At 59.6% G+C, this 25,066-nt stretch carries 23 protein-coding genes, 1 pseudogene and 1 riboswitch; of the genes and pseudogenes, 12 read left to right on the plus strand and 12 right to left on the minus strand.

The window, feature by feature from the left end; all coding sequences use genetic code 11:
* Positions 1-32: 32 nt before the first annotated feature.
* The 4 genes from ACLQ8T_RS03180 to ACLQ8T_RS03195 form a co-directional block, all read right to left on the minus strand.
* Positions 33-638, minus strand: coding sequence for a DUF305 domain-containing protein (locus ACLQ8T_RS03180; RefSeq protein WP_413455668.1), 606 nt, complete (start codon positions 636-638; stop codon positions 33-35).
* Positions 639-759: 121 nt separating this feature from the next.
* Positions 760-1,269 carry a DUF6153 family protein gene (locus ACLQ8T_RS03185; RefSeq protein WP_413455669.1) on the minus strand — a complete coding sequence of 170 codons (510 nt, stop codon included), beginning with the start codon at positions 1,267-1,269 and terminating at the stop codon, positions 760-762.
* A 63-nt stretch (positions 1,270-1,332) separates the two neighbouring features.
* The gene (locus ACLQ8T_RS03190; protein ID WP_413455670.1) at positions 1,333-3,504 is read right to left on the minus strand and encodes a copper-translocating P-type ATPase; all 2,172 of its coding nucleotides are present in this window, start codon (positions 3,502-3,504) and stop codon (positions 1,333-1,335) included.
* A 178-nt stretch (positions 3,505-3,682) separates the two neighbouring features.
* Positions 3,683-4,090, minus strand: coding sequence for a four-helix bundle copper-binding protein (locus ACLQ8T_RS03195; RefSeq protein ID WP_204720769.1), 408 nt, complete (start codon positions 4,088-4,090; stop codon positions 3,683-3,685).
* 335 nt (positions 4,091-4,425) lie between these two features.
* Here ACLQ8T_RS03195 and ACLQ8T_RS03200 point away from each other — a divergent pair, with 335 nt between their 5' ends.
* Positions 4,426-4,692 carry a type I restriction endonuclease subunit R, EcoR124 family gene (locus ACLQ8T_RS03200; RefSeq protein WP_047118367.1) on the plus strand — a complete coding sequence of 89 codons (267 nt, stop codon included), beginning with the start codon at positions 4,426-4,428 and terminating at the stop codon, positions 4,690-4,692.
* A gap of 235 nt (positions 4,693-4,927) precedes the next feature.
* Here ACLQ8T_RS03200 and ACLQ8T_RS03205 read toward each other — a convergent pair whose 3' ends face one another.
* Together ACLQ8T_RS03205 and cmtR are read right to left on the minus strand one after the other, a co-directional pair.
* Complete coding sequence (locus tag ACLQ8T_RS03205; protein ID WP_413455671.1) at positions 4,928-6,868, minus strand: heavy metal translocating P-type ATPase; 1,941 nt, start codon at positions 6,866-6,868, stop codon at positions 4,928-4,930.
* Complete coding sequence (cmtR, locus tag ACLQ8T_RS03210) at positions 6,865-7,233, minus strand: Cd(II)/Pb(II)-sensing metalloregulatory transcriptional regulator CmtR (protein ID WP_013350243.1); 369 nt, start codon at positions 7,231-7,233, stop codon at positions 6,865-6,867. The genes ACLQ8T_RS03205 and cmtR overlap by 4 nt, the downstream gene beginning before the upstream one ends.
* A gap of 163 nt (positions 7,234-7,396) precedes the next feature.
* Here cmtR and ACLQ8T_RS03215 point away from each other — a divergent pair, with 163 nt between their 5' ends.
* The 6 genes from ACLQ8T_RS03215 to ACLQ8T_RS03240 all read left to right on the plus strand — a co-directional run bounded on the left by ACLQ8T_RS03215 (position 7,397) and on the right by ACLQ8T_RS03240 (position 12,146).
* Positions 7,397-7,546: a hypothetical protein gene (locus tag ACLQ8T_RS03215; RefSeq protein WP_413455672.1), complete on the plus strand. Its 150-nt coding sequence runs from the start codon at positions 7,397-7,399 to the stop codon at positions 7,544-7,546.
* A 271-nt stretch (positions 7,547-7,817) separates the two neighbouring features.
* Positions 7,818-8,477, plus strand: a complete 660-nt coding sequence (locus ACLQ8T_RS03220) for a hypothetical protein (RefSeq protein WP_204719530.1) — start codon at positions 7,818-7,820, stop codon at positions 8,475-8,477.
* Positions 8,465-8,926: a hypothetical protein gene (locus tag ACLQ8T_RS03225; RefSeq protein WP_096256524.1), complete on the plus strand. Its 462-nt coding sequence runs from the start codon at positions 8,465-8,467 to the stop codon at positions 8,924-8,926. The genes ACLQ8T_RS03220 and ACLQ8T_RS03225 overlap by 13 nt, the downstream gene beginning before the upstream one ends.
* A gap of 299 nt (positions 8,927-9,225) precedes the next feature.
* Complete coding sequence (locus tag ACLQ8T_RS03230; protein ID WP_096256525.1) at positions 9,226-9,819, plus strand: recombinase family protein; 594 nt, start codon at positions 9,226-9,228, stop codon at positions 9,817-9,819.
* Positions 9,820-9,825: 6 nt separating this feature from the next.
* Positions 9,826-11,334 (plus strand): Mu transposase C-terminal domain-containing protein, encoded by a 1,509-nt coding sequence (locus tag ACLQ8T_RS03235; protein WP_226910932.1) that lies wholly within the window; start codon positions 9,826-9,828, stop codon positions 11,332-11,334.
* Positions 11,334-12,146: an AAA family ATPase gene (locus ACLQ8T_RS03240; RefSeq protein ID WP_096256526.1), complete on the plus strand. Its 813-nt coding sequence runs from the start codon at positions 11,334-11,336 to the stop codon at positions 12,144-12,146. Before ACLQ8T_RS03235 ends, ACLQ8T_RS03240 begins: the two co-directional genes overlap by 1 nt.
* A 240-nt stretch (positions 12,147-12,386) precedes the next feature.
* On the opposite strand, the gene ACLQ8T_RS03245 is transcribed toward ACLQ8T_RS03240, so the two are convergent.
* The 4 genes and pseudogenes from ACLQ8T_RS03245 to ACLQ8T_RS03260 form a co-directional block, all read right to left on the minus strand.
* Positions 12,387-13,664 carry an ISL3 family transposase gene (locus ACLQ8T_RS03245; protein WP_413455673.1) on the minus strand — a complete coding sequence of 426 codons (1,278 nt, stop codon included), beginning with the start codon at positions 13,662-13,664 and terminating at the stop codon, positions 12,387-12,389.
* Positions 13,665-14,227: 563 nt separating this feature from the next.
* A pseudogene (locus ACLQ8T_RS03250) lies at positions 14,228-14,494 on the minus strand (flavin reductase family protein); the annotation flags it as partial.
* Positions 14,475-15,515 carry a methionine synthase gene (locus ACLQ8T_RS03255; RefSeq protein ID WP_413455674.1) on the minus strand — a complete coding sequence of 347 codons (1,041 nt, stop codon included), beginning with the start codon at positions 15,513-15,515 and terminating at the stop codon, positions 14,475-14,477. The gene ACLQ8T_RS03255 and the pseudogene ACLQ8T_RS03250, both read right to left, overlap by 20 nt.
* 18 nt (positions 15,516-15,533) lie before the next feature.
* On the minus strand, positions 15,534-16,526 hold the full coding sequence (locus ACLQ8T_RS03260; protein ID WP_204720778.1) for a DUF1852 domain-containing protein: 993 nt from the start codon (positions 16,524-16,526) through the stop codon (positions 15,534-15,536).
* 122 nt (positions 16,527-16,648) lie between these two features.
* Between ACLQ8T_RS03260 and ACLQ8T_RS03265 the strand changes: the two genes are divergently transcribed.
* The 5 genes from ACLQ8T_RS03265 (at position 16,649) to ACLQ8T_RS03285 (ending at position 23,514) form a co-directional block, all read left to right on the plus strand.
* The gene (locus ACLQ8T_RS03265; protein WP_204720780.1) at positions 16,649-17,590 is read left to right on the plus strand and encodes a LysR family transcriptional regulator; all 942 of its coding nucleotides are present in this window, start codon (positions 16,649-16,651) and stop codon (positions 17,588-17,590) included.
* A 232-nt stretch (positions 17,591-17,822) separates the two neighbouring features.
* Positions 17,823-17,913: riboswitch (SAM riboswitch) on the plus strand.
* Between the two features lie 86 nt (positions 17,914-17,999).
* Entirely contained in the window at positions 18,000-19,307 is a 1,308-nt protein-coding gene (locus tag ACLQ8T_RS03270; protein WP_413455675.1) for an O-acetylhomoserine aminocarboxypropyltransferase/cysteine synthase family protein, read from the plus strand.
* Positions 19,304-20,509: a cystathionine gamma-synthase gene (locus ACLQ8T_RS03275; RefSeq protein ID WP_413455676.1), complete on the plus strand. Its 1,206-nt coding sequence runs from the start codon at positions 19,304-19,306 to the stop codon at positions 20,507-20,509. The genes ACLQ8T_RS03270 and ACLQ8T_RS03275 overlap by 4 nt, the downstream gene beginning before the upstream one ends.
* 184 nt (positions 20,510-20,693) lie before the next feature.
* Positions 20,694-21,017: a hypothetical protein gene (locus ACLQ8T_RS03280; protein WP_413455677.1), complete on the plus strand. Its 324-nt coding sequence runs from the start codon at positions 20,694-20,696 to the stop codon at positions 21,015-21,017.
* Between the two features lie 745 nt (positions 21,018-21,762).
* Positions 21,763-23,514 carry an HNH endonuclease gene (locus ACLQ8T_RS03285; protein WP_413455678.1) on the plus strand — a complete coding sequence of 584 codons (1,752 nt, stop codon included), beginning with the start codon at positions 21,763-21,765 and terminating at the stop codon, positions 23,512-23,514.
* Between the two features lie 66 nt (positions 23,515-23,580).
* On the opposite strand, the gene ACLQ8T_RS03290 is transcribed toward ACLQ8T_RS03285, so the two are convergent.
* Together ACLQ8T_RS03290 and ACLQ8T_RS03295 are read right to left on the minus strand one after the other, a co-directional pair.
* On the minus strand, positions 23,581-24,099 hold the full coding sequence (locus tag ACLQ8T_RS03290; protein WP_038989942.1) for a gamma carbonic anhydrase family protein: 519 nt from the start codon (positions 24,097-24,099) through the stop codon (positions 23,581-23,583).
* Positions 24,100-24,152: 53 nt separating this feature from the next.
* Positions 24,153-25,064, minus strand: a complete 912-nt coding sequence (locus ACLQ8T_RS03295; protein ID WP_413455679.1) for a DUF1266 domain-containing protein — start codon at positions 25,062-25,064, stop codon at positions 24,153-24,155.
* Positions 25,065-25,066: the final 2 nt, after the last annotated feature.

Genomic DNA, 25,066 nt, shown 5'->3' on the forward strand with positions numbered 1-25,066 from the left:
GCACCCTAGGCAGCAGCGGCAACGTGGAGTCTTTAGAGGTCTGCTAGCAGGGTCTTCATGGCCTGAATTTCGGTTCCCTGGCTGGAGACAACATCCTTAGCCAGCTCGACGGCTGCAGGATTCGATCCGTTGGCGACTTCGTCCTCAGCCATAGTGATGGCCCCCTCATGGTGGGCGATCATTTGGGTCAGGAACAAGCGCGAGGCTTCGGTGCCCTGGGCGGCTTCGAGGTTGGAAAGGTCCTCCGGGGTCATCATCCCGTCCATCTCATGGCTTCCGGACATCTTCATAGGCTCGCCCCAGGTCTGGAGCCAATCGTTCATTTTCTTGATTTCCGGCCCCTGGGCGGCTTTGATGTCCTGGGCAAGCTCGGTAACCCGGGGATCCAGGTTTTTCTTGGCCAGCATGATGTCGCTCATCTGGACAGCCTGTTCGTGATGAGGCGTCATCATCTGCGCGAACATGGCATCGGCACTATTGTGGTCGGCTGCAGCATCGGAGGCCGACGGCGGCATGCTGCCATGATCCATGCCGGACATAGTGCTTTCAGGTTCGGTGGTGCCAGCGTCCGTGGAGCATCCGGACAGGACGAGCGCTGCTGCAAGAGCGGTTGCCGAAATGGAAGTCAGGCGTTTCATGTGGGTATTCCTTCAAAGTGTTCTCAAACGGGGTATCCATCAATACCCGGCCAAGACGGCACACAAGGGTGCGCACGAATAGCCGGAGCTCTCCCCGGTATGGGGAAAGCTGCCGGCGTTTTTATGTGCGACTGATAGAGAGTTCGATGAGTGAGGGAGTCCACGGCAACCGGTTTGCCGGTGCAGGCATGACTGGCGGGGCGCGCAGCCCCTTGCCAGGAATAATGAACCAACGCTTAGGAAGAAACCACAAGACGGCCAGGACAATGACTATGAGTACGCACATGGCAGCCATGAGATGATGTTCGCCATTGCATGGCCCGTAGCAGGTACTATCTGCCTCGCCACCGACCGTCCCATCTGTGGCCATTACGGGTGGACCGTGATCGTGGGAGACTGCTTGGTGCGCAGAGGTCGCGCTCAGACCAGCAGTATCTGGCGCTTGGGGGGACGCTCCTAAGACATGCATCCCCAAGATTCCGAGGATGATTCCGGCCAAACCCAGCATAAGAATAACCGGGCGGCGGCCAGCAGGATTGCCCGGCGCAGGGACAAGCAGAGACAGGAAACGACGAGGCGTCATAACCTGATTCATCGCATCCTGCCTTTCCACCTGAGTGAAGGTTTTCATCTCAAGGGTACTGGCGCATCCTGTGCCCGGCAAAAGAAAACGCTTGAAACTGGTCTAGTGTGATTAATGTATGGTGTCTGGATCGAGATTGATGCGTCGCAGCAATTGGGCGTTGAGCGCGACCACGATGGTGGACAGGGACATCAGGATCGCTGCGATGGCCGGAGAGATCGACACCCCAGCAAACGCCAGTGCTCCGGCAGCCAGCGGGACCGCAATCACGTTATAGCCGGTGGCCCACGCCAGGTTCTGGATCATCTTGCGGTAGCTGGCTCTGGATAGTTCCAGCATAGACATCACCGCCCGCGGGTCGTTGCCGGCCAAGACAACCCCCGCCGATTCTATTGCCACATCGGTGCCGGCACCGATGGCAATGCCAACCTCGGCCCGAGCCAGTGCTGGGGAGTCGTTGACCCCGTCCCCGACCATGGCCACTTTCAGGCCGCGGGCCTGCAGCTCGGCAACCTTCTTATCCTTGTCCTGGGGCAGAACTTGGGCGAAGACCTCGTCGATGCCCAGCTTTCCAGCCACTGCTTCGGCGACCTGCTGCGCATCACCGGTGATCATCGCGACTTTGAGGCCCCGGGACTGCAACGCGGCAACGGCCTGGCGGGAATCGGCGCGGATCTCATCTTCCAAACTCAGGGCACCAATCACTTGCCCAGCACGAACCACGTGGAGTACGGAGGCGCCTCGCTCGACCCAAGGCTGAGTCTGCTCCTGCAGTTCTCGCGGGATCGTCAGGGCTTGGGCGTCAAGCAAGTTCGGTCCGCCGATCATGATGTCGGCTCCACCGACGCTGGCGGTCACGCCACGCCCGGTCAGCGAGGTAAATTCGGTTGCAGTCGGAATCCGGATGGCTCGGGCCCGGGCCGCTGCGACGATAGCCCGGGCCGAGGGATGTTCGCTGTCCGCCTCAACTGCGGCCGCCAGTGCCAGCAAGTCGTTATCGCTGAGACCAGGGGCTGTGGCAATGCCGGTCAGACCAGGCTGGCCCAGAGTTAGAGTGCCGGTTTTGTCGAAGAGGACCACATCGATGGTGCGCATCCGTTCCAAGGCCATGCGGTTCTTGATCAGCACTCCAGCCCGTGCCGCCCGTTCGGTGGAGATCGCGATGACCAGTGGAATGGCAAGGCCCAGTGCGTGCGGGCAGGCGATGACCAGAACGGTGACGGTGCGGATCACCGCCTCGTTGGGACTGCCCAGGAGCACCCAGGTGAGGAAGGTGATGATGCCGGCGCCCAGAGCGAAGTAGAACAGAAAAGCCGCTGCACGGTCCGCTAGCGCTTGGGCTTTCGAGGAGGAGGCCTGGGCCTCAGAGACCAGACGCTGGATTCCGGCTAGAGCGGTATCTGACCCGACGGCTGCCACCTTGATGCGCAGGGAGCTGTCCGTGGCCACAGTGCCGGCCACTACGCTGTCTCCGGGACCTCGCGGTACGGTCTTGGATTCGCCGGTGATCATCGATTCGTCCAGTTCCGCTTGGCCTTCGGTGATTTCCCCGTCAGCAGGCAGCCGGCTACCGGAGCGGACCAGTACGATATCGCCGACGGATAGATCGCTGATTCGTACTGTGTCCGTGCCCTCTGCGGTGACGCGTTCGGCTTCATCAGGTAGCAGTTCTGCCAGAGCATCTAGTGCGCCGCGCGCCGAGCCTAGGGCGCGCATCTCGATCCAGTGGCCCAGAAGCATGATCACTACCAGCAGGGCCAGTTCCCACCAGAAGTCGAGGTTGAAGTTGCCGATGCCTAGCGTGGTGATCCACGAGGAGAGAAAGGCGATAGTGATTGCCAGCGTGATCAGCAGCATCATTCCAGGCTGCTTGCTGCGCAGTTCTTTCCAGCCGCCCTTCAGGAAGGGCAGTCCTCCGTAGAAGAAGATCACCGATCCGAGCACCGGAGCGATCCAGGCGGCGCCGGGGAAGTCCGGGATCTGATAGCCGAAGAGGTGGGCGAACATCGGGCTGAAAATTACCACCGGGATTGAGAGTGCCAGGCTCAGCCAGAACTTATTCTTGAACATCGCGGTACTGTGTCCTGCGTGCTCGCCGTGGCTGTGGACGGCGTGTTCATCGTCAACTGCCGAATGCGCATGGCCAGCCGGCATCGCCTGGCCATGAGTCGGCTGTTCAGACATCGGGTGTCCCGTGTGACTGTCTTTGGATGCGAGAGTGCGACCCCCGTGCCCAGGGGAGACTGAGTGGCCGTGTTCCCGGTGCTCCGGTGCGTGGTTCATGATGGCTTCCCTCCTGGACCCCCGAGGGCGGCCTCGAATTCTCGTCTGAATACGCCGGCCCTAACACTGGGGGCAACCGCCCGTTAAGTCCTGCGTAGGTTCAGAATATACCCTAAGGGGGTATAACTCGAGTTTTCTGGCAAGCCTCATCTGTCCACTCGTGCCCAACAACAGACGCTTAGCCGATGGCCGCCAACAGCAGGGCACAAGCTTTTTCGCACCGGCGGCAAGCTTCAGCGCAGACCTGGCAATGCTCGTGCATGCCAGCATGCTTCTCGCATTCGGTGGCACACTGCTGGCAGGCTGTCCGGCAGGCTTCAAGCATTGCCTTGACTGCCGATGGGTTCTGGCCGGTTTGGCGAGTCAGCACGTTGACGGTGGCGTTGCAGATATCGGCGCAGTCGAGATTGGTCCGGATGCAGAGACGCAACTCGGCGACCATGTCTTCGGCCAAGCACGCGTCGGCACACGCGGTACAGCTCTGGGCGCATTCGAAACAGGCGGCGATACAGTCCTCAAGCTTCTGAAGGACCGGGTCATTGGGTTTGTTGGGGTGGGTTTTCAGCATGGAGATGATGTGACTCATTGATTTTGCTCCTTAGTCTCGATGGATACCGCGGACGCTACCACTTTGAGATCGTGAACTGAAGCCTTTAAGCAACTTGTACAGTAGCGCAACAAACACGACCCCGCATGAGCGTCGGATACACAAATTTCAGCGATGGCGCATAGCCGTTTCCTTACCGTTAATGCAGCATCGTTTCCAAGAGTGAGTATGTCTGCTGCCGGGGTATCGGAAAGGTTATGGATCGAGTCCACGAGCAGTACCACCGGTCAGCTTAAGCACCGCCAAGAACCGTAAATCTTGGTGCCGAGGAAGAAGAAATTTGCAACTATATAGCTTCTCAGGTCTAGGGTCCGGTGACTGCATACTTGGAAGCCCAGCGGGAGAAGGAACTGGGCGAGATCATCGCTGCGGAGAATTTGAAGCCGGAAGAAACAGCCCAGTTCATCGATGCTGCGTTCCGTGAGGGAAGCATTCGGGCCTCGGGAACAGCGATCACCAAGGTCTTGCCTCCGGTGTCTCGTTTTTCAAAGGAGAAGAACCATGGGGAGAAGAAACGGCGGGTGGTGCAGAAGCTTGGGGAGTTCTTTGAGAGGTTCTTTGGGTTGGTCTCGAAAAGATAGGGATGGCTGAGGTCGGACGGTGGCGCACTGACCGTCCCATAATCGGTCGTTTTTGACCAGACAACCAAGAACCAGGAATCCCCGGCGTATGACTGTTAGTTTCAATTGGCGGTTTATCACCGTTAAAAATGGCGCACCGCACAGCACCACCCACTTTGGTTTTAGATGGTTGAAGGCGGGGCGCTAATTTCCCGGTGGAAATAGTGCCCCGCCTTCAACGGCAACGAAACCAGCGCTAATGCAGGACGTTGCCCGGCTGCTGGGTGAGCTGCTTGCGGTGGATACGGGCAGCACGAAGGCCGTTGGCAATCACGATGACTTCTGCGACCTCGTGAACCAGCACTACCGCGGCTAATCCAAGCACTCCGGTAATAGCCAAGGGCAGCAGGACAACGATGATCGCCATTGACAGGACGATGTTCTGATTCATGATCGCTCGGCCCCGTCGGGCATGGGACAAGGCTTGCGGGATCAGTCTCAAGTCATGGCCGGTGAAGGCTACGTCGGCTGATTCTATGGCGGCATCGGCACCGGTAGCGCCCATCGCAATCCCCACGGTAGCGCTAGCCAAGGCAGGGGCATCGTTGATCCCGTCACCGATCATCCCTGTAGGAACCTGCTGCACCGACGAAGCGATTTCACGGGCCTTGTCTTCAGGTCGCAGTTCGGCATGAACGGTGTCTATACCGGCGATTGAAGCCAGCGCGTGGGCAGTACGGGAGTTATCGCCGGTGAGCATCACCACGTCGATTCCCTGGTTATGCAGGTCTCGAATTGCCTCGGCCGCTTCAGGGCGTAGTTCATCGCGCACGCCGATCACGCCAATGACCTGCTCTGCACGGGTGGCCATGACGCAGGTTTGCCCGGAGGCCTCCATGGATTCAACAGCGGAAGCAAGCGATCCTGGGGCAATCCATCGAGGACTGCCGACCCCGACCTGAACACCATCCAGGACGCCGGTAATGCCGTGTCCTGGCTCTTCGTTAACCGCCGCTGCCTCCGGGATCGCGGGTACTGCTGCGGTGATGGCCGTAGCTAGAGGGTGGGTGCTGTGCTGTTCCAGGGCGGCAGCAACGGCGAGCACCTCTTCGCGAGTCGCATCATCAACGGTCTCGACTTGCGTGACCACTGGCTGATTGCGTGTGAGTGTTCCAGTTTTATCTACCGCGATGCGGCGCAGGGAACCAAGCCGTTCGAAGGCTGCTCCGCTTTTGATGATGACACCGAACTTGCTGGCAGCTCCGATGGCGGAAACAACGGTGACAGGAACGGCGATGGCCATCGCGCAAGGCGAGGCTGCGACCAGCACGATCAGTGCGCGGGTGATCCAGGTTTCGGGATCGCCGAAGATCGCTCCAAGCACAGCAACCAGTACGGCCAGGACGATGACACCGGGAACCAGCGGGCGGGCAATGCGGTCAGCGAGCCGTGCCCGTTCGCCACGTTCCGACTGGGCTTGCTCGACCAGGCTCACCAACGTGGTCAGGGAGTTGTCCGTGCCGTTTGCCGTTGCAGTGACTACTAGCGCGCCGGATGAATTGATGGAACCAGCAGCAACCTGGTCGCCTACGGTTACTTCCACGGGAATTGATTCCCCCGTGATAGCGGAGGTGTCCAAGCTGCTTGATCCTTGGCTGACCACGCCATCGGTTGCCAAGCGTTCACCAGGCTTCACGCGCAGGGCATCGCCAATCTTGATCTCTGCTGCACTGACCACGACCGGTGCGTCGTCACGGATGACGGTGGCCGTTTCCGGGACGAGCTTCAACAAAGAGCGCAGGCCCGAGCGTGCCCTGTCCATGGCTTTGTCTTCCAGGGCTTCGGCAATGGAATACAGGAATGCCAGGGCTGCGGCTTCTTCGATATATCCGAGGATGACCGCACCGGTGGCGCTGATGGTCATCAGCAGCCCAATGCCGAGTTTCCGTTTCGTGAACAGGTTTCGCAGGGCGCCGGGCACAAAGGTAAAAGCGCCCAGCAGCAGGCCGATCCAAAACAGCACAAAGGCCACGATGGCGGCGCTTTCGCCGTGGGTGCTCCATTCGAGGACGAGCCCAGCGAGGAAGAAAACGCCTGAGGCTATGGGGACGAGCACGTGCCAATCCCGCCACCAGGGCAGTTCCTCTTCGAATTCTTCGGTGGGTTCCGGTGAATCGCAACCGCAGGCGGAACTCATGCTTGCTCCTCGTGTTCTCGATCGGCGCTGGTGGCGCAGTCAGGGCAGGAAGAGTCCAGGCAAGGTACTTGATCATCGACGGCCAACGTCACGTCAACCAGGGCGCTCAGGGCGGTGGTGAGGTGAGGATCGGTGATTTCGTACCGGGTTTTGCGGCCTTCCATTTTCGCCACGACAATTCCGCAGCCGCGCAGGCAGGTCAAATGGTTGGAAACGTTGGCGCGGCTCAGTCCTAGGGCCTGGGCAAGTTCCGCTGGGTATCCGGGTTCGTGCAGCAAGGACAGGAGGATGCGTGACCGGGTGGGGTCGGCCATGGCGCGGCCAAGCCGGTTCATCGCATCGATCCGTGATTCAATGTTCATCATACGATGTACTATACAGCACTTGATGTACTAGTGGCACCGCCCAAAATCGGTCGTTTTCGGGATGAACCCTCGTGCCATCCGAGCTGTGACTGTTGACGTTATTTGACGGCTAAATCGCAGCTCCAAGTGGCGGTTTTAGCCGGCCATAAGCGGGACTGTATATGTGAGCGCCGAGAAACGCGAGGGCACGGTCCAAAATCTCGAAGCCAAAGGCATCGACCGTGAGGTGGAGAGCATTCGCGTCGAGGTGACGTCAGCTCAGGAAGCCTGCCATCAGGGCCGTCAAGGGCATCAGAAAGTCCAAAGTTCCTAAGGACCACACACCCCGCGGCCTTGGCGCTCAAATTCAATGACCTGGCTTGGACCAATAGTGATCTCGCCTGTCACCGTTCTAATTTCTTCGATAGGTCGCAATGCCGCACCTGACCGATGCCTCGAATCAGCCCTTACCGAAGACTATGAACTTTCAGCCTGCTGTTAAGGTGCATCGTGGTAAAATTCTAGGCAAGAAGTTACACTATTGAAGATAATAAAAATATTGAGCCCAGAACCAAAAGTTTAAACTACAAGCGTCAGGCATAACGATGAATTTTACTTTTGTAACATTACCCCTTGCGTTGTCTTTGGTAGCTGTATTACCGGGGATGGCGCAGGCTGTTGAAATTCCTGTTAGCGACACCCATACGGTGCAGCAGTCTTCGGAATATGCCCTTTCAACGAAAGATTTCTTCCCCGAGAAAACCCCTACGGAATCGAACTACATCGAAGCGGAATCGCCTGCCGATGCAGTAGCCAAGATGGATAAGATGGACGAACTACGCAAAGCTGGATTCAATGTGGGTGCCATGGCAAAAGTGAATTATGGGCCTTGCAAGATCGTTGCCGCAGGTTTTCACACCAGAAAATCTGGGAACTATAGTACGGGTGGCTTCAAATCCACAACCTATTGCACCACGAAAGTCACTTCGATCAAGCATTCTTCACAGGCGCGATTTAAACGATTAGCCTGGTGGATCAAGGGTGGCCCCGATATTAGCCAGCCAGCCCAAAAGATAAAGGGCGATAAATATAAAGGCACTTACTATCCTGTTGTCTTCACGCAGACAAATCACGCACTGTCATGCAAATCTGCGAAAAAAACCACATGGTCAGGCCGTACTCTCGGATCTATTGTCTACAAAGGCAAGACTTACTATGCTGATGCCTACGCTCCTGTACAGAAGGGGGTTCCATGCCGTCTCTAAGCAGTATCCTGACAAAAATCAAGATTCGCCTGGGCTCGAAATATTCAGAAGATCAGATGGTCTACGTCGTCTATGGGAAACAACCCAGCCCATTTCCAGATCTTGAATACATAGAGCCAATAATTGCGATCGTGGCCAGTGAACGTGAATGCTTTGCGATTCAGGAAAAGTATCTAGACACTAAAGTCAGCTGGGAAGCTCGTAAGGTGCAGGGTGCCGAAAGCATAGACCTGGTAGATGGCTGCGTTTTGTATCTGACGCATACTACTTTGTCATCGTACGATGAGGACGCCGATGGGAATCCAATCTTCGGGATCATGGAGAATCCACAGCCCACGGCTCTATATTGCAGTCGGGGCGCCGCTGAACAGCAAGCACCGGATCAATACCTGCACATCGTTACCCTCGGTGAAATAAACCTTCGTGGCGTCGGAGAGCTTTTGGAATAAGTGTCCAGCACCCTACGCCAATACCTGAAGTTGCCAGACATGACGGGGCCGCACCTACCAGGTGCGGCCCCTCTTCATGTTGCTTGCCACGTTGCAGGAGATGGTATCGGTTTAGATGCCTGCTTGACCCTATCCGCGTTGTCTCAACAAACTAAAGATTATTGAGACACTCTCCTCAGCCCGGCCATGCCGTCTCAATATTCCGGAACGGCAAGGAGTCCAACCGTCTTATAAAGTCGTCCCAACGTAAAACGTCTTACCTGCTTGCCGTGCAGGGGTTTTTGAACCACACTGGGCAGGTGAGACATTTGGGATACACGCGCGTGAGCACTTTGAGCCAAGACGCGGCCTTGCAGCTCGATGCCCTGGTTGCTTCAGGGGTGCAGAAGCGCGACGTGTTCGCCGACGTGACTTCCGGCAGCCGCAGCGCGATCGAGCGGCCCGGAATGAAGAATCTGCTGGACTATGCCGAAGCCGGCGACACCGTCGTGGTGTGGCGGGTTGACCGGCTGGGCCGCTCCCTGATCGATGTCTTGAATACCGTGAACCTTTTGCGGGAGCGCGGGATTAATGTCCGCTCCATTTCCGATGGCATCGACCCGGCCACCTCGACCGGTCGGATGATGCTGAACATGCTTGCCTCGTTGGCCGAATACGAGCGCGAATTGATCGTGGAACGAGTCAACGCCGGCATTGCCGCCGCCCGGCAATCCGGAACCCGTTTCGGCCGGCCGGCCTCTGACCCGGCAGTGATTGCCGACAAGCTCGCGATCGCCAAAGATGCCCGCGCCAGGGGACGCACCGCCGAAGACGCAGCACGCCTGGTTGGCTGGAGCCGCGCAACGTTCTACCGCCACTTGGGCCAAGAGCCCGCCTCTTCCAAGAGCTTGTGATCGGCCATGTCCCGGCGAAGCGAAACGCGCAGGGACGCACCGCTGGGGCGAGACCAGAATGACAGCAGTACCGAGAAAGCAGGAACTCCTCGTGACTACCTGGCTAAGGCAACAGCACGTTGGGAAATGCTGCGGCAACACGTCGAAGACGGAGTGCCGCTGACGGTTCTGGCAGGGGAACACCATATCGGCCTGAGGACACTGCAACGATGGCACCAGAGCTTCAAGCTCCACGGGAAGCCTGGTCTGGAACCGGTGGCACCTGGCAAACGTGGACGCCGGATGCCCAGCGAATTCGTGAACCTGGTCGAAGGCCTCGCCTTAGCTAAACCGCCCAGGACCACGGCAGCCATCCACGAACAAGTCAACAAGGTAGCGCTCCACCAAGGGTGGGCACCGGTTTCCTACTCCACCATCCGCTCGATTGTCGGCGAGATAGATCCGGGGATGATGACGCTGGCGCAGCAAGGTACGGCGGCGTACCGAGATAAATATGAACTGGTCTGGCGCCGCCGCGCCGAACGCCCGAACGCGGTGTGGCAGGCCGATCATACCGAGCTCGACATCCTGGTTTTTGACGCTAGCCACCAGCCGGTCCGCCCGTGGCTCACCACGATCATGGATGATTACTCGCGAGCCCTCTGCGGGTACATGATCTTCACCGGCGCCCCCTCATCCTTGAATACGGCATTGGCGTTGCGTGAGGCGATCTGGCCCAAAAAGACAGCTTATTGGCCGATGTGCGGAATCCCTGATGTGCTCTATGTAGACCACGGAACCGATTTCACGAGCCACCACTTAGCGCAGGCCGCCAGAGACCTGCACTTCGAAATCATTTTCTCCACGGTGGCCCGGCCGCAGGGCAGAGGAAAGATTGAGCGATTCTTCGGCACCCTCAATACCGAGCTCTTAGCCCGGTTGCCTGGCTACCTGCACAGCGTGCCCAATCCTAAGCCGGGGCTGTCCATCGGTGAACTGGACACGGCGCTAGAAGAGTTCATTGGGCAGAACTATCACCAGCGTGAGCATCAAGAGATCAAGGAAACGCCTCAAAAAGCGTGGCAGGGCAACGGCTGGTTACCGCGTCTGCCTGAAACCATCGATGAACTGAACCTGCTGCTGCTCACGGTCGCCAAACCAAGAATCGTCCACCGCGATGGCGTGCACTTCCAAGGCCTACGCTACATTTCCCCGTTGCTGGCCGCCTACGTCGGAGAATCCGTCATTCTTCGCTACGACCCTCGGGACGTTGCCGAGATCCAGGTCTTTCACCGGGGCCAGCACATCTGCAAAGCCGTGGATCCCACGCATGAACGAGCCACCGTGACGTTCAAGGACATCCAGAAGGCACGCTCCGCACGCAAGCGTCAGTTGCGCGGACAAATCAAAGAACGAATAGCCACCGTCGCAGAATTTCTACCGGCCGGACAACCACCAACGGAGCCAACCCAACCTGATCCGGCGGCCCACCCAACTAAGAAAACGAAGTTGCGCACCTACGCAGAGGACGAATAATGGCACCCTCAACATTTATCGCAACAAAGGAGCACCGCCGCTTCACTGAGTTCGCCAATGCGGTGCGCAGGCAGCGGACCATCGGGATCTGCTACGGACAAGCTGGAATCGGCAAAACCCTCTCGGCTAAACGCTATGCCAACTGGAGCCCGAAAGCCGCGGCGTTAGTAGAGGAATGGGGTCGCCGGGAGGACAGCGACCTCCAAATCTATAAGGATCTAGCCAAAACGCGAACCGTCTTCTTCACCCCAGGGGTTCTGACAACTCCTAAGCAAATCAAAGAAGAGCTCTCACTGATCACTAATCGGACCTCGATCTGCATTCACCAACATCTTGATACCCTAGGCGTCACGAACGGTCCGATGAATCAAGACAAGCATGTGGAGCTGATCATCGTCGACGAGTCGGAACGACTCAACGCCACTGCCTTGGAAGTGCTGCGAGATAGGTATGACAGGAACAATATCGCTCTGATGCTGATTGGGATGCCCGGCATAGAAAAGCAGTTCAGCCGATATCCTCAGCTCTATAGCCGTGTCGGCTTCGCCCACGAATACCGTCCGCTTGCGCAGGATGAACTGCATTTCGTCCTGCAACGAAAGTGGCGTGCCCTCGGCAAAACCATGGATTTGGAGGACTTCACCGATACGCAAGCTGTCGCGGCGATCGCGCGCATCACGCGCGGTAATTTCCGGCTGATTGATCGGCTCTTCACACAGATGCAGCGGGTCCTGAAGATCAATGAGCTGGACACTATTACCGATGACGTTGTTGAAGCTGCGCGTTCCACGCTCGTTATCGGAATCAGTTGAACCGCCATGAGTATCTGCGCGAAAACCGCCAAATCAAGCTAACAGTCACACCGAGCTGAGTGATCGAATGGCGCGATGGTGCTGCCAACGGATTCCCGAAACTAGGGGCCGATACCGTGGAGGACCAAAAGAGCGAACTAGCGTTTTCGGGACATGCTCGAACTCTTTCTTCTCCGGAGACTCCAGGAGTTCTCGGTGCCTCTTTGACGGCTCTTAAAAGTTAAGCGTGGCGCAGGATGCTCAGCAGGGCCGTAGCCCCGCCGTATACAACAATATTCGAACCCGGTAATGACTATGATTCCGATAACCCCGGCCAATGCGTTTCAGGTTCTTCGCCGTTAGATTCGCTGCCTCGCTCCGGGCGTTCGTCAGCCGGGTGCGCACGAACATCAGTAGCTCCCTGCGCCACGCGCTCAACGTCCTGAACAGTGATTTCGCCTCCACCATTTTCGTTGCTTTTACCGACTTCTCCAGCACCGCCCACCTCGCCTGGAACTCGTGAACATCCGTGGCTTTCAGCAGGTCCCTCACGTGTTCCTTGATCCCATAGATCACTCCAAGTTCGGGATCCGTTTCAAGGATCAATTTGAGGCGTTCCACTTGCTTGATCGACAGGTTCTCCAGATTGCAGGTCAATAATTTGCGGTACTTGTAAGCCGGTTCTGTGCTCCTGCCTCGACGCTCGTGCACCTCGTGCGAGCGGCGCCGGCGCACTTGGGTGATCATCAGGTTCGCCCGGGCAATCACATGGAAATGATCCACGCTGATCTTCGCCTTGGGCAAGGTGTCCCGCACCGCCTTGCGGAACTCTGAAGACATGTCGATCGCCACGACCTGCACCCGCTGACGCCAATACCTTGGCCGGGCCTTCAACCATCTCTTCACCGCCACACCGCGGCGGCCATCCACGATATCCAGGATCTTCCCCGTATCCAGGTCGGTGAACACGATGGACCACGGCTCGATCCGCACCACTTTCCCAGTCCGGCCGCGCGCGTAGCGGACCTTGCGGAAACGGTGCTCGTCGATGCCCAGGCGCCGGATGAACATCCGATCCACGTTCCCAACCAGCTCACCGACGATGTTCAGCCGGGCCATGACCGTTGGCCATGAAACGGAGTGCGCGGCAGCGACCCGGGAGACCGCGCGCAGCTCGCAACGCATCTCGTCCACCAGTTGCTGGGAGAGCCTGGCGGTGATCCTGGCCCGGAACGGCAGCTGCTCGGTGGTTTCCACGAAGGACCGCCGTTCGCAAGCCTGCTCTTGGTAGGCCATGCGCCGCTTGCGGACCAGGACTTGCAGGTCGTGACCGCCGGCTGGCAGGTCTTTGACCCGGTGTACCGGCCTGGCCTGGATCCTGGTGGTCAGCACCCCGCAGGAAGGGCAGGCAGCTTCGGTCGCTATGGGTTCGACAAGTACTTGTCGCCCGGAATATTCGTGGGTCGCGGCGATGACGCGGTAGTCGGTGAGGTTCAACAGAATCGACGCAGCATCGATTCCACCGGTATCCTTGAACACGGCTCGTAGTTCCTTGCAGATGAATTTGTTTTAGTCGACATCCATCTTCGCAGAGGACTGCGAGCCTTACTTATTTTGGGGTCACCACGCTAAAAATCGAAGAGCCACTTTAGCGATGACCTGGTCTGGTGTGTGTCTGCGTGCCATTGTTTCCGTGATTCCTCCTGTGTCCATTGTCGGACACGAGTACTCACATAGTCACTGGACTACTTTTCGGGGACCCAACCAGGTTGGCTGGTACAACTCCCAGCGCCTGCATTCGGCACTCGGGTACAGGTCGCCGGCGGATGTTCATCAACAGTGGATGGGAAGGCCTGGCACGCTCGCGGAAGCCGCGTAGGAAAAACAAGAAAAGGAGCCTCTACCAAACCCGGGGCTTGACACGGTCGATGTTGGAGGCCGGTGGTTCAGGCCCGGTTTACACTCTGAATTGTGAAGAGCCTGAAAAGGTCATCCTTGATTTCGGTGGAATAGAAGCTCGACACTCCTATTATCCCAAGTCCGGATCACTTCTTCGTTTTAATGACTGTTAATGACGCGCCTGCCATGAAACCACCGGGCTAATGCGCATCCAAGCTGTGAACTATAAGAGATGTTGCGCCGGTCAGCACTTTGGTCGCCGAGGACAGCGCAGAAATTGAGAAGACGAGCAATGGCGGATCAACGCTGATCGAGGCCACGGACGTTGCCGTGAGAGCAACCGGTCCGTCGCCGGCATCGGCGGTTATCAGGCTGACGCCACCGGGGTGCCCGCGGAAGATCGCTTTGAAGTCATCCGCGGGCAACGATGGTGTCGCCGATTCTGTCACTTCAGACGCGGGCACCAACAAGCTCCTCGCGCAGGATGCCAGCCCCTGCGCTGAGCGCACTGAGCTTGGCCAAGGCCACATCGCGGCGGAACGGGGCCATGCCGCAGTTGGTGCTGGCAATCAGCTTGTCCGCATCGACATATTCGAGAGCTTTGCGCAGGGTCTGCGCCACTTCCTCGGGAGTTTCCACAGCGTCATTGGCCACGTCGATGGCTCCAAGCATCACTCGCTTGCCGCGCACCATTTCGACGACCTCCAGCGGGACATTCGAGTGGTGGGATTCCAGCGAAACGGTATCGATGGAGGAAGCCTGCAACAGCGGGAAGGACTTCTCGTAGTGGCGCCACTGGGCACCGAGAGTCGCTTTCCAGTCATTATTCGCCTTGATGCCGTAGCCAAAGCAGATGTGGACCACGGTCTCGGCTTTGAGCCCCTCGCAGGCGCGCTCCAGGGAAGCGATGCCCCAGTCGGCCACCTCATCAAAAAAGACGTTGAAGGCAGGCTCGTCGAACTGGATGATATCCACTCCGGCGGCCTCGAGCTCGCGGGCTTCCTGGTTCAGGATGGTCGCGAATTCCCACGCCAGCTTTTCCCGGCTGCGGTAGTGAGCATCGTACAAGGTGTCCACCATGGTCATCGGGCCAGGTAACGTCCACTTGATCTGCTTGTCGGTGCAGGAACGCAGGAACTTTGCGTCCTGAACGAATACCGGCTTTTCACGTTCAACGGCACCGACGACGGTAGGCACGCTCGCGTCGTAACGGTTGCGGATGCGCACCGTCTCACGCTTTTCAAAATCAACACCGCTCAGGTGCTCAATGAACGTGGTGACAAAATGCTGGCGCGACTGCTCGCCATCGGCAATGATGTCGATGCCGCGCTGGGCCTGTTCGAGGACCGCAGCGCGCATGGCGTCTTGCTTGCCTTCGCGCAATTGCTCGCCTTCAAGCTTCCAAGGGGACCAAAGCTTTTCAGGTTCGGCAAGCCATGAAGGCTTGGGCAGGCTACCGACAATCGACGTGGGGATAAGCGGGGAAGTCATGAGTTATCTTTCGGAATCTTAGGCGACGGGTGCCGGGCAGGAAGCGGACCACTGATCGAGCAGTTGGCGATTCGGGATGATGAAATGCTCTTCGGTGAACTTGCCTTGGATCTTGCCCAACTGAGTTCGTTCTTCGCGGTCATAAAAGACGCGAGTGGGGGAGAAATCTTCGGCGCCAAGGCTCGGGTGGTACACAGCCGGTGCCGCCGAATTGGCGTTGTAGATCTCCGGGCGGTAGATCTTCTGGAACGTCTCCATGGTGCTGATCAGGCTGATCAACTGCAGATTCGTGTAATCGTTGAGCAGGTCGCCGCGGAAGTAGAAAGCCAGCGGGGCAACAGCGCCTGGTGGCATGAAGTAGCGCACGCTCAAACCCATTTTTCCGAAGTACGCGTCGGTCAAGGAATTTTCATCCTGCTGGTATTCCAAACCAAGCACTGGATGGCTGTTGCCGGTGCGGAAATAGGTCTTGGAAGTCGAGACGCTGATGCAGACCACCGGCAGCTGGGCAAAACGCTCACGGTACGCCTGTGAGTTCAAGAAATGCTGGAAGAGCTGCCCATGGAGATCGCCAAAATCCTCCGGAAGCACCGGGGCTCCGCTGTCATTACACGATGCTGGGAGCACCACGCTGAAGTCGTAATCGCGGACATAGGAAGAAAAATTATTGCCGACCATGCCCTGGGACCGGGTACCCGTGAGTTTATCCACGATCGTGGTTTCAAGCACTTCTAAAAGAGGAAATTCCTGATCGGTATTATTGGCAGAAAAATGTACATTTGCGGAAATGATTTCCAATTCCAGTGTATAGCGGTCACCTTGGGGATTGTCCCAGTGAGCCAGGGAATTGAAACGGCGGTTGATCATCGTCAGGGCATTGCGAAGGTTCTCTTCGCGACGCTCTCCGCGCGCCAAATTGGCGAAGTTTGTCGTGGTTCGAGAATTCGCAGAAGGGGAGTAATTCTCGTCGAATCTTGTGGTGCTAATGCTGAAATTTAATGCGTCTGCCATGATGGCCAATCTGTATTTGGGAGGCCTGGACAGGCCGAGGGGAAGTCGTTGCGTCAATCATGCAGGGTGATTCTTGATATCAGGTAACTCGATATAACTATGGATTCATATAGACTCAAACTATGGTTCAGGTTTCGAATGGATTGACGCTCCAGCAGCTGCGCTACTTTGTGGCGGTCGCCTCCGAGGGGTCGATCTCGGCTGCCGCCGACCTCATCTACGTCGCGCAGCCCAGCATGTCGGCGGCGATGAAGGAACTCGAATCCCGGGTGGGACGCACCTTGCTGATGCGCTCGGCCAGGGGAGTGACGCTCACTGCTGAAGGCGCAGAATTCCTCGGCTACGCCCGGCAGGTGCTCGAGCAGGTGGAGCTTCTTGAGCACCGCTACCTCGGCCGCCCCGCCGCGCGGCGGCTGCTGGGCGTCTCCACCCAGCACTACTCCTTTGCGGTGGATGCCTTTGTCCGGATGGTCCAGGCCAGCGGGGCCGAGGAGTACCAGTTTTCGCTCCGCGAGACGCGCACCGAGGAAATTATCGAGGACGTGCGAACCCTGCGCAGCGATATCGGGATCCTCTACCGCAACGACTTCAACCGGAAAGTCATCGACAAGCTGCTGCGCGAATCCCGCCTGGTGTTCCACCCGCTGTTCCTCGCCGACCCGCACATCTTCGTATCGCGCAGCAACCCGCTGGCCACCCGTGACCAGGTCACCCTCGAAGACCTCGAAAACCTGCCTCGGCTGACCTTCGATCAAGGCGCGAACAACTCGTTCTACTTCGCCGAGGAAGTGCTCTCCACACGCTCCAGCCAGCGGGAAATCCAAGTCTCGGACCGTGCGACCATCTTCAACCTGATGATCGGCCTGGGCGGGTACACGATCTCCACCGGCATCATCAGCGACGAGCTGGATCCATCCATCGTTGCCATCCCGCTGGACATCGATGAGCGCATCGAGATCGGCTGGATCGATCATGCCGCGATCCCGCTCACCGACCAGGCTCAGCGCTACCTGCAAGAAGTCCGCGCAGTGGTGGCCAGCTTCGGGGTGGAAGTGCTCGGCTGAGCCGCCAACAGCGTAACTCTCGGTCATCGAGTGCCGCTCCATCGTCATAAACTTCCAGAAAAACCTTGAAAGTCTCGGGGTTTTTCTCATTTTGGTGCGTCATAAAGTGGCGCCAGCCACCGCGTCATCATGACAAGTGCACGACATATGAAGCTTGGCGGCCTTGTATGAAGCCGGCCGCCCGATAGCGCTTGCACCCCTCGCAGCCCATGGCCAACCATGGAAGAACAACAAACCATCAAGAGCGACTAAGAGATCTGGCTCGTTGACGTCGCAGCAACCATCGGGAAACCGAAAGGTGCTAATGCCAGGAACGATGGAGCAGTTCCGAACGCGTTTTCGCGCTGTGCTTCGTGCCGCCGCACGATGCCAATCGGTGCACTCCCTCGCAGAGAATCGAGGAGGAGCTATGAGCCAAGGAACCGACGCGGTCCACGCAGGATACCGCCCGAGCGGAGACTTCCGCCCAATGCTGCCGCCACTGCACAATTCCGCAGCCTACCAATTCCAGTCGCATGCCGAAGCGATCGAGAAGTTCGCGCTGCGCCAGGCCGGCTTCACCTACTCGCGCACCGGCAATCCCACCGTCTCGATCCTTGAACAGCGTGTGGCAGCACTGGAAGGCGGGGCCCAGGCGGTAGCCACCGCCACCGGCCAGTCCGCCGTCGCCCTGTCCCTGCTGGCCCTGACCCAGGGGCCCAAGCACATCGTGGCCTCCTCCTCGCTCTACGGCGGCACCGTGGACCTGTTCACCGACACCTTCGCCGACTTCGGGATCCGCGTCAGCTTTGTCGACCAGGCTGATCCTGCCGCCTGGGAAGCTGCCATCGAGTCGGACACCCGGGCGTTCTTCTTCGAATCCGTTTCCAATCCGCTGTGCACCGTGGCCGATATCCCGGCCATTGCGGCCATCGCGCACGAGCGCAACATCCCGGTGGTGGTGGACAACACCCTGGCCACCCCGCTGAATGTGCGCCCGCTGGAACTCGGCGCGGACATCGTGGTGCACTCGGCCACCAAGGGGCTGGCCGGGCACGGCTCGGTGCTTGGCGGGGTAGTGGTGGATTCGGGAACCTTCGACTTCTCCGATTCCTCTCGCTGGCCGCAGATTGCCGCCCCGCGCGAGCGGCTGAATGGCACTTCGCTGCTTGAACGCCACGGGCCGGCGGCCTATGCGATGCTGGTTCGTTCCAAGTTCCTGCACGATCTGGGCCCGACCCTCGCACCGGCCAGCGCCCAGGGCATCCTTGCAGGCATCGAGACCCTGCCGGTGCGCGCGGCCCACGTGCAGCGCAGCGTCGCCAGGCTGATCGATGCGCTGGCCGAGTATCCGGGCATTGCCGCCATCCACCACCCCGCGCTGCCCGAGCACTCCAGTCACGAGCTGGCCCGGACGCTGGCGCCGAAGGGCACCGGCTGCGTGCTGGCCATCGAGCTGGCCCACCCATCCCTGGTTTCCCCGGTGATCGACGGGCTCAAGCTGATTTCCCTGGCCGCGAATGTGGGGGACACCCGCACCATGGTCTCCCACCCGGCGACCATGACGCACTGCCGGCTCTCGGAGCAGCAACTGGCCGCCGCGGGCCTGAACACCTCCACCCTGCGCCTGTCGGTCGGGCTGGAAGACCCCGCCGACCTGCTCGCAGACATCACCCAGTCGCTGGATCTCGCGCTGGCCGCGACCACCGCCGACACCAAGGAAGTGAGCTTCGCATGAGCGGCTTCAACACCCTCGCTGTGCACGCCGGCCAGCACAAGGATCCGCACACCGGAGCGGTCGTCCCGCCGATCTACCAGACCAGCACCTTCATCCAAGACGGTATTAACGTGCTGCGTTCCGGGCACGAATACTCCCGCGGCTCCAACCCGACCCGCAACGGCTTCGAATCCCAGCTCTCCGCGCTGGAAGGCGGCGCCGCTGGATTCGCCTTCGCCTCGGGCATCGCGGCCGAAGATGCGTTGCTGCGCGCGGTGCTTGAGCCCGGCGACCACATCATCCTCGGTGCCGACGGCTACGGCGGCACCAACCGGCTGATCTCCAAGCTGCACGGCAAATGGGGGATCAGCTCCTCGGCGGTGGACATCACCAACCTGGATGCGGTGCGCGCCGCGCTGCGCCCGAACACCGCGCTGCTCTGGGTGGAGACCCCGTCCAACCCGCTGCTGGGCATCGCCGACCTGGCCGGCTGGGCCGCCATCGCCGCCGAGCACGGCGCCCTGCTGGTGGTGGACAACACCTTCGCCACCCCGTACCTGCAGCGGCCGCTGGACTTCGGAGCGCACGCGGTGGTGCACTCGACCACCAAGTACATTGGGGGGCACTCCGACGTTCTCGGCGGCGCGGTCATCGTGGCCGACCACCTGCACCGTGGCCAAGCGCTGGCCGAAGCCGTCGGCTACCAGCAGTTCGCCGGGGGAGCGGTCTCCGGTCCGCAGGACTCCTACCTGGCCGCCCGCGGGCTGAAGACCCTGGGCCTGCGCATGGAACGCCACTGCGCCACCGCATCCACCCTGGCCCGCTGGCTCGATGACCGCACCGAGGTTGCCCGCGTCTACTATCCCGGGCTGGAAAGCCATCCGGGCCACGAGCTGGCCGCCCGCCAGCAGCGCGGTTTCGGCGGCATCCTCTCGCTGCAGCTGGCCGACGAGGCCGCGGCCCGCGCCTTCGCCGAGTCCATGGAATACTTCCAGCTCTCGGTGTCCCTGGGCGGGGTGGAATCCCTGGTCTGCTATCCGCGCGAAATGACCCACGCTTCGCTGATCGGCACCCCGCTGGAGATCCCGGCCAACTTGGTCCGCCTCTCGGTAGGCATCGAGGAGCCCGAGGACCTGATTGCCGATCTGGAACGCGGGCTGGCCGCAGCCGCGAAGGCTTCCGAGGCCGACAGCATCCAGCACCGCAGCCTGGCTACCGCCTGACCTGCCGTCGCAGCACGCGGGCCTTCCACACAGGAAGGCCCGCGCGGGCGTTTAACGTCGGTGTCACTCAGCGATTCGCACCTGCGGCGTACGTCAGGCAGGGAATACTGGGTTCTGGAAGTGAAGATCTCCGGTCACCGTGATCGGTGGTCCAGAATGAAGACTGCATCCCGGGGAGCCAAACGTGTCGCAAATTCCAATGAAAGCATTCGGCATCGTGGGCGTAGTGGCCATGCTTGGTTTGAACATCTCGGTGCTGGCCTTCTTTGTTCTGTGGAAGATTGCCGACAGCACCGCAATCGGCCACATGGAATCGGAATCCAGTGTGGACCCGGGCCAGATGCTTCCGAATTCCGAAATGATGTGGTTGGCAGCGCACGGTTCCGTGCTGATGCTAGTGGCGTTGGACGTGCTTATTGTTGCAGGGCTGGTCAAGATGGCAGGTGCCCCGCAGCGTGCCGCCAGTAGGAACCAGAACGCCTATTCGGCAAGCGACCGTCTGGTTTAGCAAAGCAATTGGGTTGGCGCCGCAATCCAAAGGCGGCGGAACCCCGCACCAATATTTGATCGGGCTATTCCAGAATCTGGAATTCTTACACTTGGCGACGCGATACTGGACGATTGGCTACCAATAGAAATCAAGTGTTCCAAGAGCTGACGGCCACGTGCTTGGTTGTCAGCAGGAGGGTCACCGTACCGCCCCGCTATTGGCCTCTTAGGTCGCACTGGAAATGTCTGGGAGAGCAAGAGAACGACCGTTTTCGAGATGGTATCGCCGTGCGATCACACGGGTTATTCTCTGTTGTTGCTTCCCTGCGGCTGAGCAGGTTCAGCGGGACTACTACTCGTGGAAGATGGGCCCAACGAGGAGTGTCCGAATCCGGCGGTAGTCCGGTGTCGTGACGAGGTAAGTACCCTGTGTGGACTCTGCTCGGGTCGAGTTGCCATAATGAGATTGTCGAAGGCAGTAGCGTTCGAAAGTAGGCCCGGCAGTCCTCCGGAGGTGTGACGAGCCGGGCTAGCGTATTTAACGCCTGCTCCGGACCGTGTGGGTCGAGGAATGAGCCATAGCATCGGGCTCCGTTGGCATTGCATTGACTCGTGGCATCCACTGCCACTGTGCCCGATCGGGCCCAGAACCTCAGCATCGCCACCTGCGAGGTGTGGTTGCCAGTGGGAGCAGATAAATAGACTTGTCCGCAGTCCGCACGCGCATGCCCGCGGCACGACATTTCGGGCGCATGCTGGTTCCCATGAGCACAAACATCGCGCAAGCACTGAAGGACCTGGCCAACGCCAAAGCGCTGGCCGCTTCAGCGACCCGGCGCCTGGCCCACGCGGGACTCACCGCAGGCCAAGCCGCCTATTTCGCGCTGCTCACCGAAGACATGACCCAAGAACTCACCCGTACGCAGGTCCACGCGGCCGCCGCCCTGCGGAGCACCGGCGCGCACAAGCTGGACCAGGAATCCTTCCAGGCCATCACGGACCTCGGGCCCGACCCCACCATCGAGGAAATCGACGCGGCGAAGGGGCGCACCACCACGGGGCGCACGCATTTCAAGGATGCCAAAGGGTTGATGACCGGATGGCTGGATATCCCGCGCAGCACCGCGGCCGCCCGGCTGGTGCAGGCCGACTGCCTGCTCGGCGGCGTAGACGAAGCAGGAGAACCAACTGCCCCGTGGTTGCCCGAACTCGCCGTGCAGTTCGAAGACCCGGGCATCGATCCGCGGCTGGTCGCCTCGGCGGCGATGAAGCTGCATTCGGTGCGCAAGGACCTGGGCGAAGGGAAAGCGGCCGAAGCGAAGAAGCAGCAGCTGCAGGCCGAGTCCGCGGCGTTCCTGCGGTCGGAGCCGAAATCGGCGCGCAAGCACATCAACGACCTGGTCGCGCAGGTCAAGGCCGGCAAGCGCCCGCTGAAGGCCTTGCTGGATGGGATCGGGATCTTCAAGCGCGGGATGCGCAAGGGGCTGGTTGAATACCTCTTCCGTGTTCTGCCCTCGCAGTCTGCTTATATCGAGGCGTATTTCGCGAATCTGGATAATCCTTCCACGGTTGCCGGCAACCGGCAGGGCTTGAAGGACGTGGATGCCCAGTTCGCTGGTGCCGAGGCCAGTGGCTGGGATGATGAGGACAGCAAGCCCGACTGGGCGAAAGACAGACCGGATGACGAGACGTCCGAGGGCATCGAGGATGACCCGCCGGATGAAGATGATCACCACTCCGAAAAAGAGGACATCCACCCGGAAAGCGAGGATCTCGATTCCGACGACGAGGAACTCCAACCAGAAGATACTTCCGCTGACGAGAACCCGGCCAACGGTGAATGGGAAGATCTCAAACCCGAGCGGCGGCGGCTCGTTGGCTTCATGGCTTTGCTGATGACAGATCGGAAACCGAATGCTAGCCCGCCGGAACAGCAGGCCGGGTTTGCCAGTTCGCAGGTGAGCATCATCCTTGATTGGGAGAAGCTGCAACGGAAAATGGAGGATTTCGCGGTGACGTCTTCGGGGATCCTGCTCTCCCCGGGCGAGGCCAGGACGGCATTGTGCACTGCCGGGATTCTCCCGGTGGTGCTCAACGGCAGGAGCCTGCCACTGGATTTGGGGCGGACCCAGAGGTTGTTCTCCAAGGCGCAAGTGCGTGCCTTGCGGGCGGCTTATCGGGGGTGTTCGTATCCTGGGTGCAGCATGCCAGCACAACGATGCGAAGCGGATCATCTGGATCCGTGGGAGAAGGGCGGTCGGACTGATATCAAGTCTGCGGTGTTGAATTGCTTGATTCACCATACGGCCAGGCATTGCGGGCTGTTCCATGCGGTGAAGATCCCTGGCAGCCGGCCGATGGTGCTGTTGCCTCCGGAGTTGGATCCGGAGCAGAAGTTGCGGGTCAACACGTATTTCATGACTCCGGCTGAAGCGTTGGAGGCTGAGGCGTTGGCGGAGGAGACCACTGTGCGGTGGCGTGCGGGGTTGCTGGACGTAGAAATCGCCGAGCCCTGAGCAGCGCGCACAATGCTTAAAGCGAAAAGGTCCTGGAAGCAGTGCGCTTCCAGGACCTTGAAAACTCTAGGCGTTGGCTTCCAGATGCTTGGCAGCCAGAACGAGGTAGTGGTCAGCATTGGTCTTCAAGCCGGAGACTTCCTCATCGCTCAGCTCGCGGCGGACCTTGGCAGGGACACCGGCAACCAATGAACGCGGTGGAACCTGCGTGCCTTCCAGCACCAGCGCACCGGCGGCAACCAGCGACTGCTCACCGATTACGGCACCGTTCATGACGGTGGCGCTCATGCCGATCAGGCAGCCATCGCCCACGCTGGCGCCGTGCACCACTGCCGAGTGGCCCACCGAGATGCCCGCGCCCAGGGTGCAAGGAAAACCTTCATCGGCGTGCAGCACGACGTTGTCCTGCAAGTTGGTGCCTTCGCCAACGCGAATCGGCGCCGAATCGCCGCGCACGGAAACACCGTAGAAAGCGCTGGCACGGTCAGCCAGCTCGACATCGCCGCTCAAGGTGGCGGTAGGGGCTACGAAAACGTCCTGGCCGACTTTCGGGGTCGCGCCGTCAATGGTAATGATGTGCGTCATTTCACCTACTGTAATGGCCAAGCATTGCTACAGCGAGTTCACTACCGAAGATCTTAAGTCCGCGAGCGGGCCGCGGCCACCAGTGCACGCTGCCAGTCCCGATCCTCCTCGCCCGCGCGCAACGATAGTCCCAGTTCCTGCGCTGCATCGAGGAGCAGCAGCTGGCTGGTCGGTACCCGTGCGTTGAAATCCACTTGTACGAAAGGGCCCTCAGGGCTGGTGAGAACCTGCGTCCGATGCACGTCGTGAGCATCATCCAGCGCGTTATCCTGCTGCGCGCGCCAGAACCAGCGTGCGGTATCAAATGCCTTCGCGAATTCATCCCACGAACCATAAGTTTGCTGGGCATACGACGCTGCCTGCAAGGCGACGTCCTGGGCTACGCGTTGATCCAAGAAGCCGCAGGTGGCCGCGGAGCGGGCGACCATGACGGCGCGTGAAAGATCCCAGGCCAGGAAATCAAGATCCTGCACGCTGCGCTCGTTGCGCTGCAACCGGCGCAGCGACAGCAATTCTTCGCGCGCCTCCGCAGACGTCCGCGCCCGGCTGCCAAGGATCTTGCGCTGCTGGGCCAGAGCAGCTCCACCGGCATTGACCAGCTCCCAGGAGCGCTGCCAGTCAGAGCGATGCCCGTGGGACAGCAATGACCAGAGCTCCTGCACGGCATCCTCGGTGTCGAAGATTCCCCACGCTTCGGCCAGGATAATCCGTTCTTCTTCCGGATCAGGAAAGAGGAACTCATCAAGGTCCGCTTCTCGGCACAGCGCATAGCCGCCGCTCATGGCCAGGGGAAAAGCCAGCGGATTTCCAGCCAGCGACTGCCGATAGCGCGGCCGATGGTGCTCTGGCAGCTGCAGAGCCTGGGCGTTCAACGCCTTGCGGCGCTTGCCAGATGCCTTGAGCAATGGCCAGCACGCCGAGGCGGCAATCAGCAGGGCGACAACCGCCAGCGATGCATATTCCATGA

Origin of the sequence: Glutamicibacter sp. FR1, from assembly GCF_047300825.1 — a bacterium.
Lineage (GTDB): Bacteria > Actinomycetota > Actinomycetes > Actinomycetales > Micrococcaceae > Glutamicibacter > Glutamicibacter nicotianae.

What these genes read in the sequence shown, in the direction of transcription:
- ACLQ8T_RS03180 (WP_413455668.1), bottom strand. Translation starts at nt 638, where the DNA reads ATGAAACGCCTGACTTCCATTTCGGCAACCGCTCTTGCAGCAGCGCTC.
- ACLQ8T_RS03185 (WP_413455669.1), bottom strand. Translation starts at nt 1,269, where the DNA reads ATGAAAACCTTCACTCAGGTGGAAAGGCAGGATGCGATGAATCAGGTT.
- ACLQ8T_RS03190 (WP_413455670.1), bottom strand. Translation starts at nt 3,504, where the DNA reads ATGAACCACGCACCGGAGCACCGGGAACACGGCCACTCAGTCTCCCCT.
- ACLQ8T_RS03195 (WP_204720769.1), bottom strand. Translation starts at nt 4,090, where the DNA reads ATGAGTCACATCATCTCCATGCTGAAAACCCACCCCAACAAACCCAAT.
- ACLQ8T_RS03205 (WP_413455671.1), bottom strand. Translation starts at nt 6,868, where the DNA reads ATGAGTTCCGCCTGCGGTTGCGATTCACCGGAACCCACCGAAGAATTC.
- cmtR (WP_013350243.1), bottom strand. Translation starts at nt 7,233, where the DNA reads ATGATGAACATTGAATCACGGATCGATGCGATGAACCGGCTTGGCCGC.
- ACLQ8T_RS03220 (WP_204719530.1), top strand. Translation starts at nt 7,818, where the DNA reads ATGAATTTTACTTTTGTAACATTACCCCTTGCGTTGTCTTTGGTAGCT.
- ACLQ8T_RS03225 (WP_096256524.1), top strand. Translation starts at nt 8,465, where the DNA reads ATGCCGTCTCTAAGCAGTATCCTGACAAAAATCAAGATTCGCCTGGGC.
- ACLQ8T_RS03235 (WP_226910932.1), top strand. Translation starts at nt 9,826, where the DNA reads ATGTCCCGGCGAAGCGAAACGCGCAGGGACGCACCGCTGGGGCGAGAC.
- ACLQ8T_RS03240 (WP_096256526.1), top strand. Translation starts at nt 11,334, where the DNA reads ATGGCACCCTCAACATTTATCGCAACAAAGGAGCACCGCCGCTTCACT.
- ACLQ8T_RS03255 (WP_413455674.1), bottom strand. Translation starts at nt 15,515, where the DNA reads ATGACTTCCCCGCTTATCCCCACGTCGATTGTCGGTAGCCTGCCCAAG.
- ACLQ8T_RS03260 (WP_204720778.1), bottom strand. Translation starts at nt 16,526, where the DNA reads ATGGCAGACGCATTAAATTTCAGCATTAGCACCACAAGATTCGACGAG.
- ACLQ8T_RS03265 (WP_204720780.1), top strand. Translation starts at nt 16,649, where the DNA reads ATGGTTCAGGTTTCGAATGGATTGACGCTCCAGCAGCTGCGCTACTTT.
- ACLQ8T_RS03270 (WP_413455675.1), top strand. Translation starts at nt 18,000, where the DNA reads ATGAGCCAAGGAACCGACGCGGTCCACGCAGGATACCGCCCGAGCGGA.
- ACLQ8T_RS03275 (WP_413455676.1), top strand. Translation starts at nt 19,304, where the DNA reads ATGAGCGGCTTCAACACCCTCGCTGTGCACGCCGGCCAGCACAAGGAT.
- ACLQ8T_RS03285 (WP_413455678.1), top strand. Translation starts at nt 21,763, where the DNA reads ATGAGCACAAACATCGCGCAAGCACTGAAGGACCTGGCCAACGCCAAA.
- ACLQ8T_RS03290 (WP_038989942.1), bottom strand. Translation starts at nt 24,099, where the DNA reads ATGACGCACATCATTACCATTGACGGCGCGACCCCGAAAGTCGGCCAG.
- ACLQ8T_RS03295 (WP_413455679.1), bottom strand. Translation starts at nt 25,064, where the DNA reads ATGGAATATGCATCGCTGGCGGTTGTCGCCCTGCTGATTGCCGCCTCG.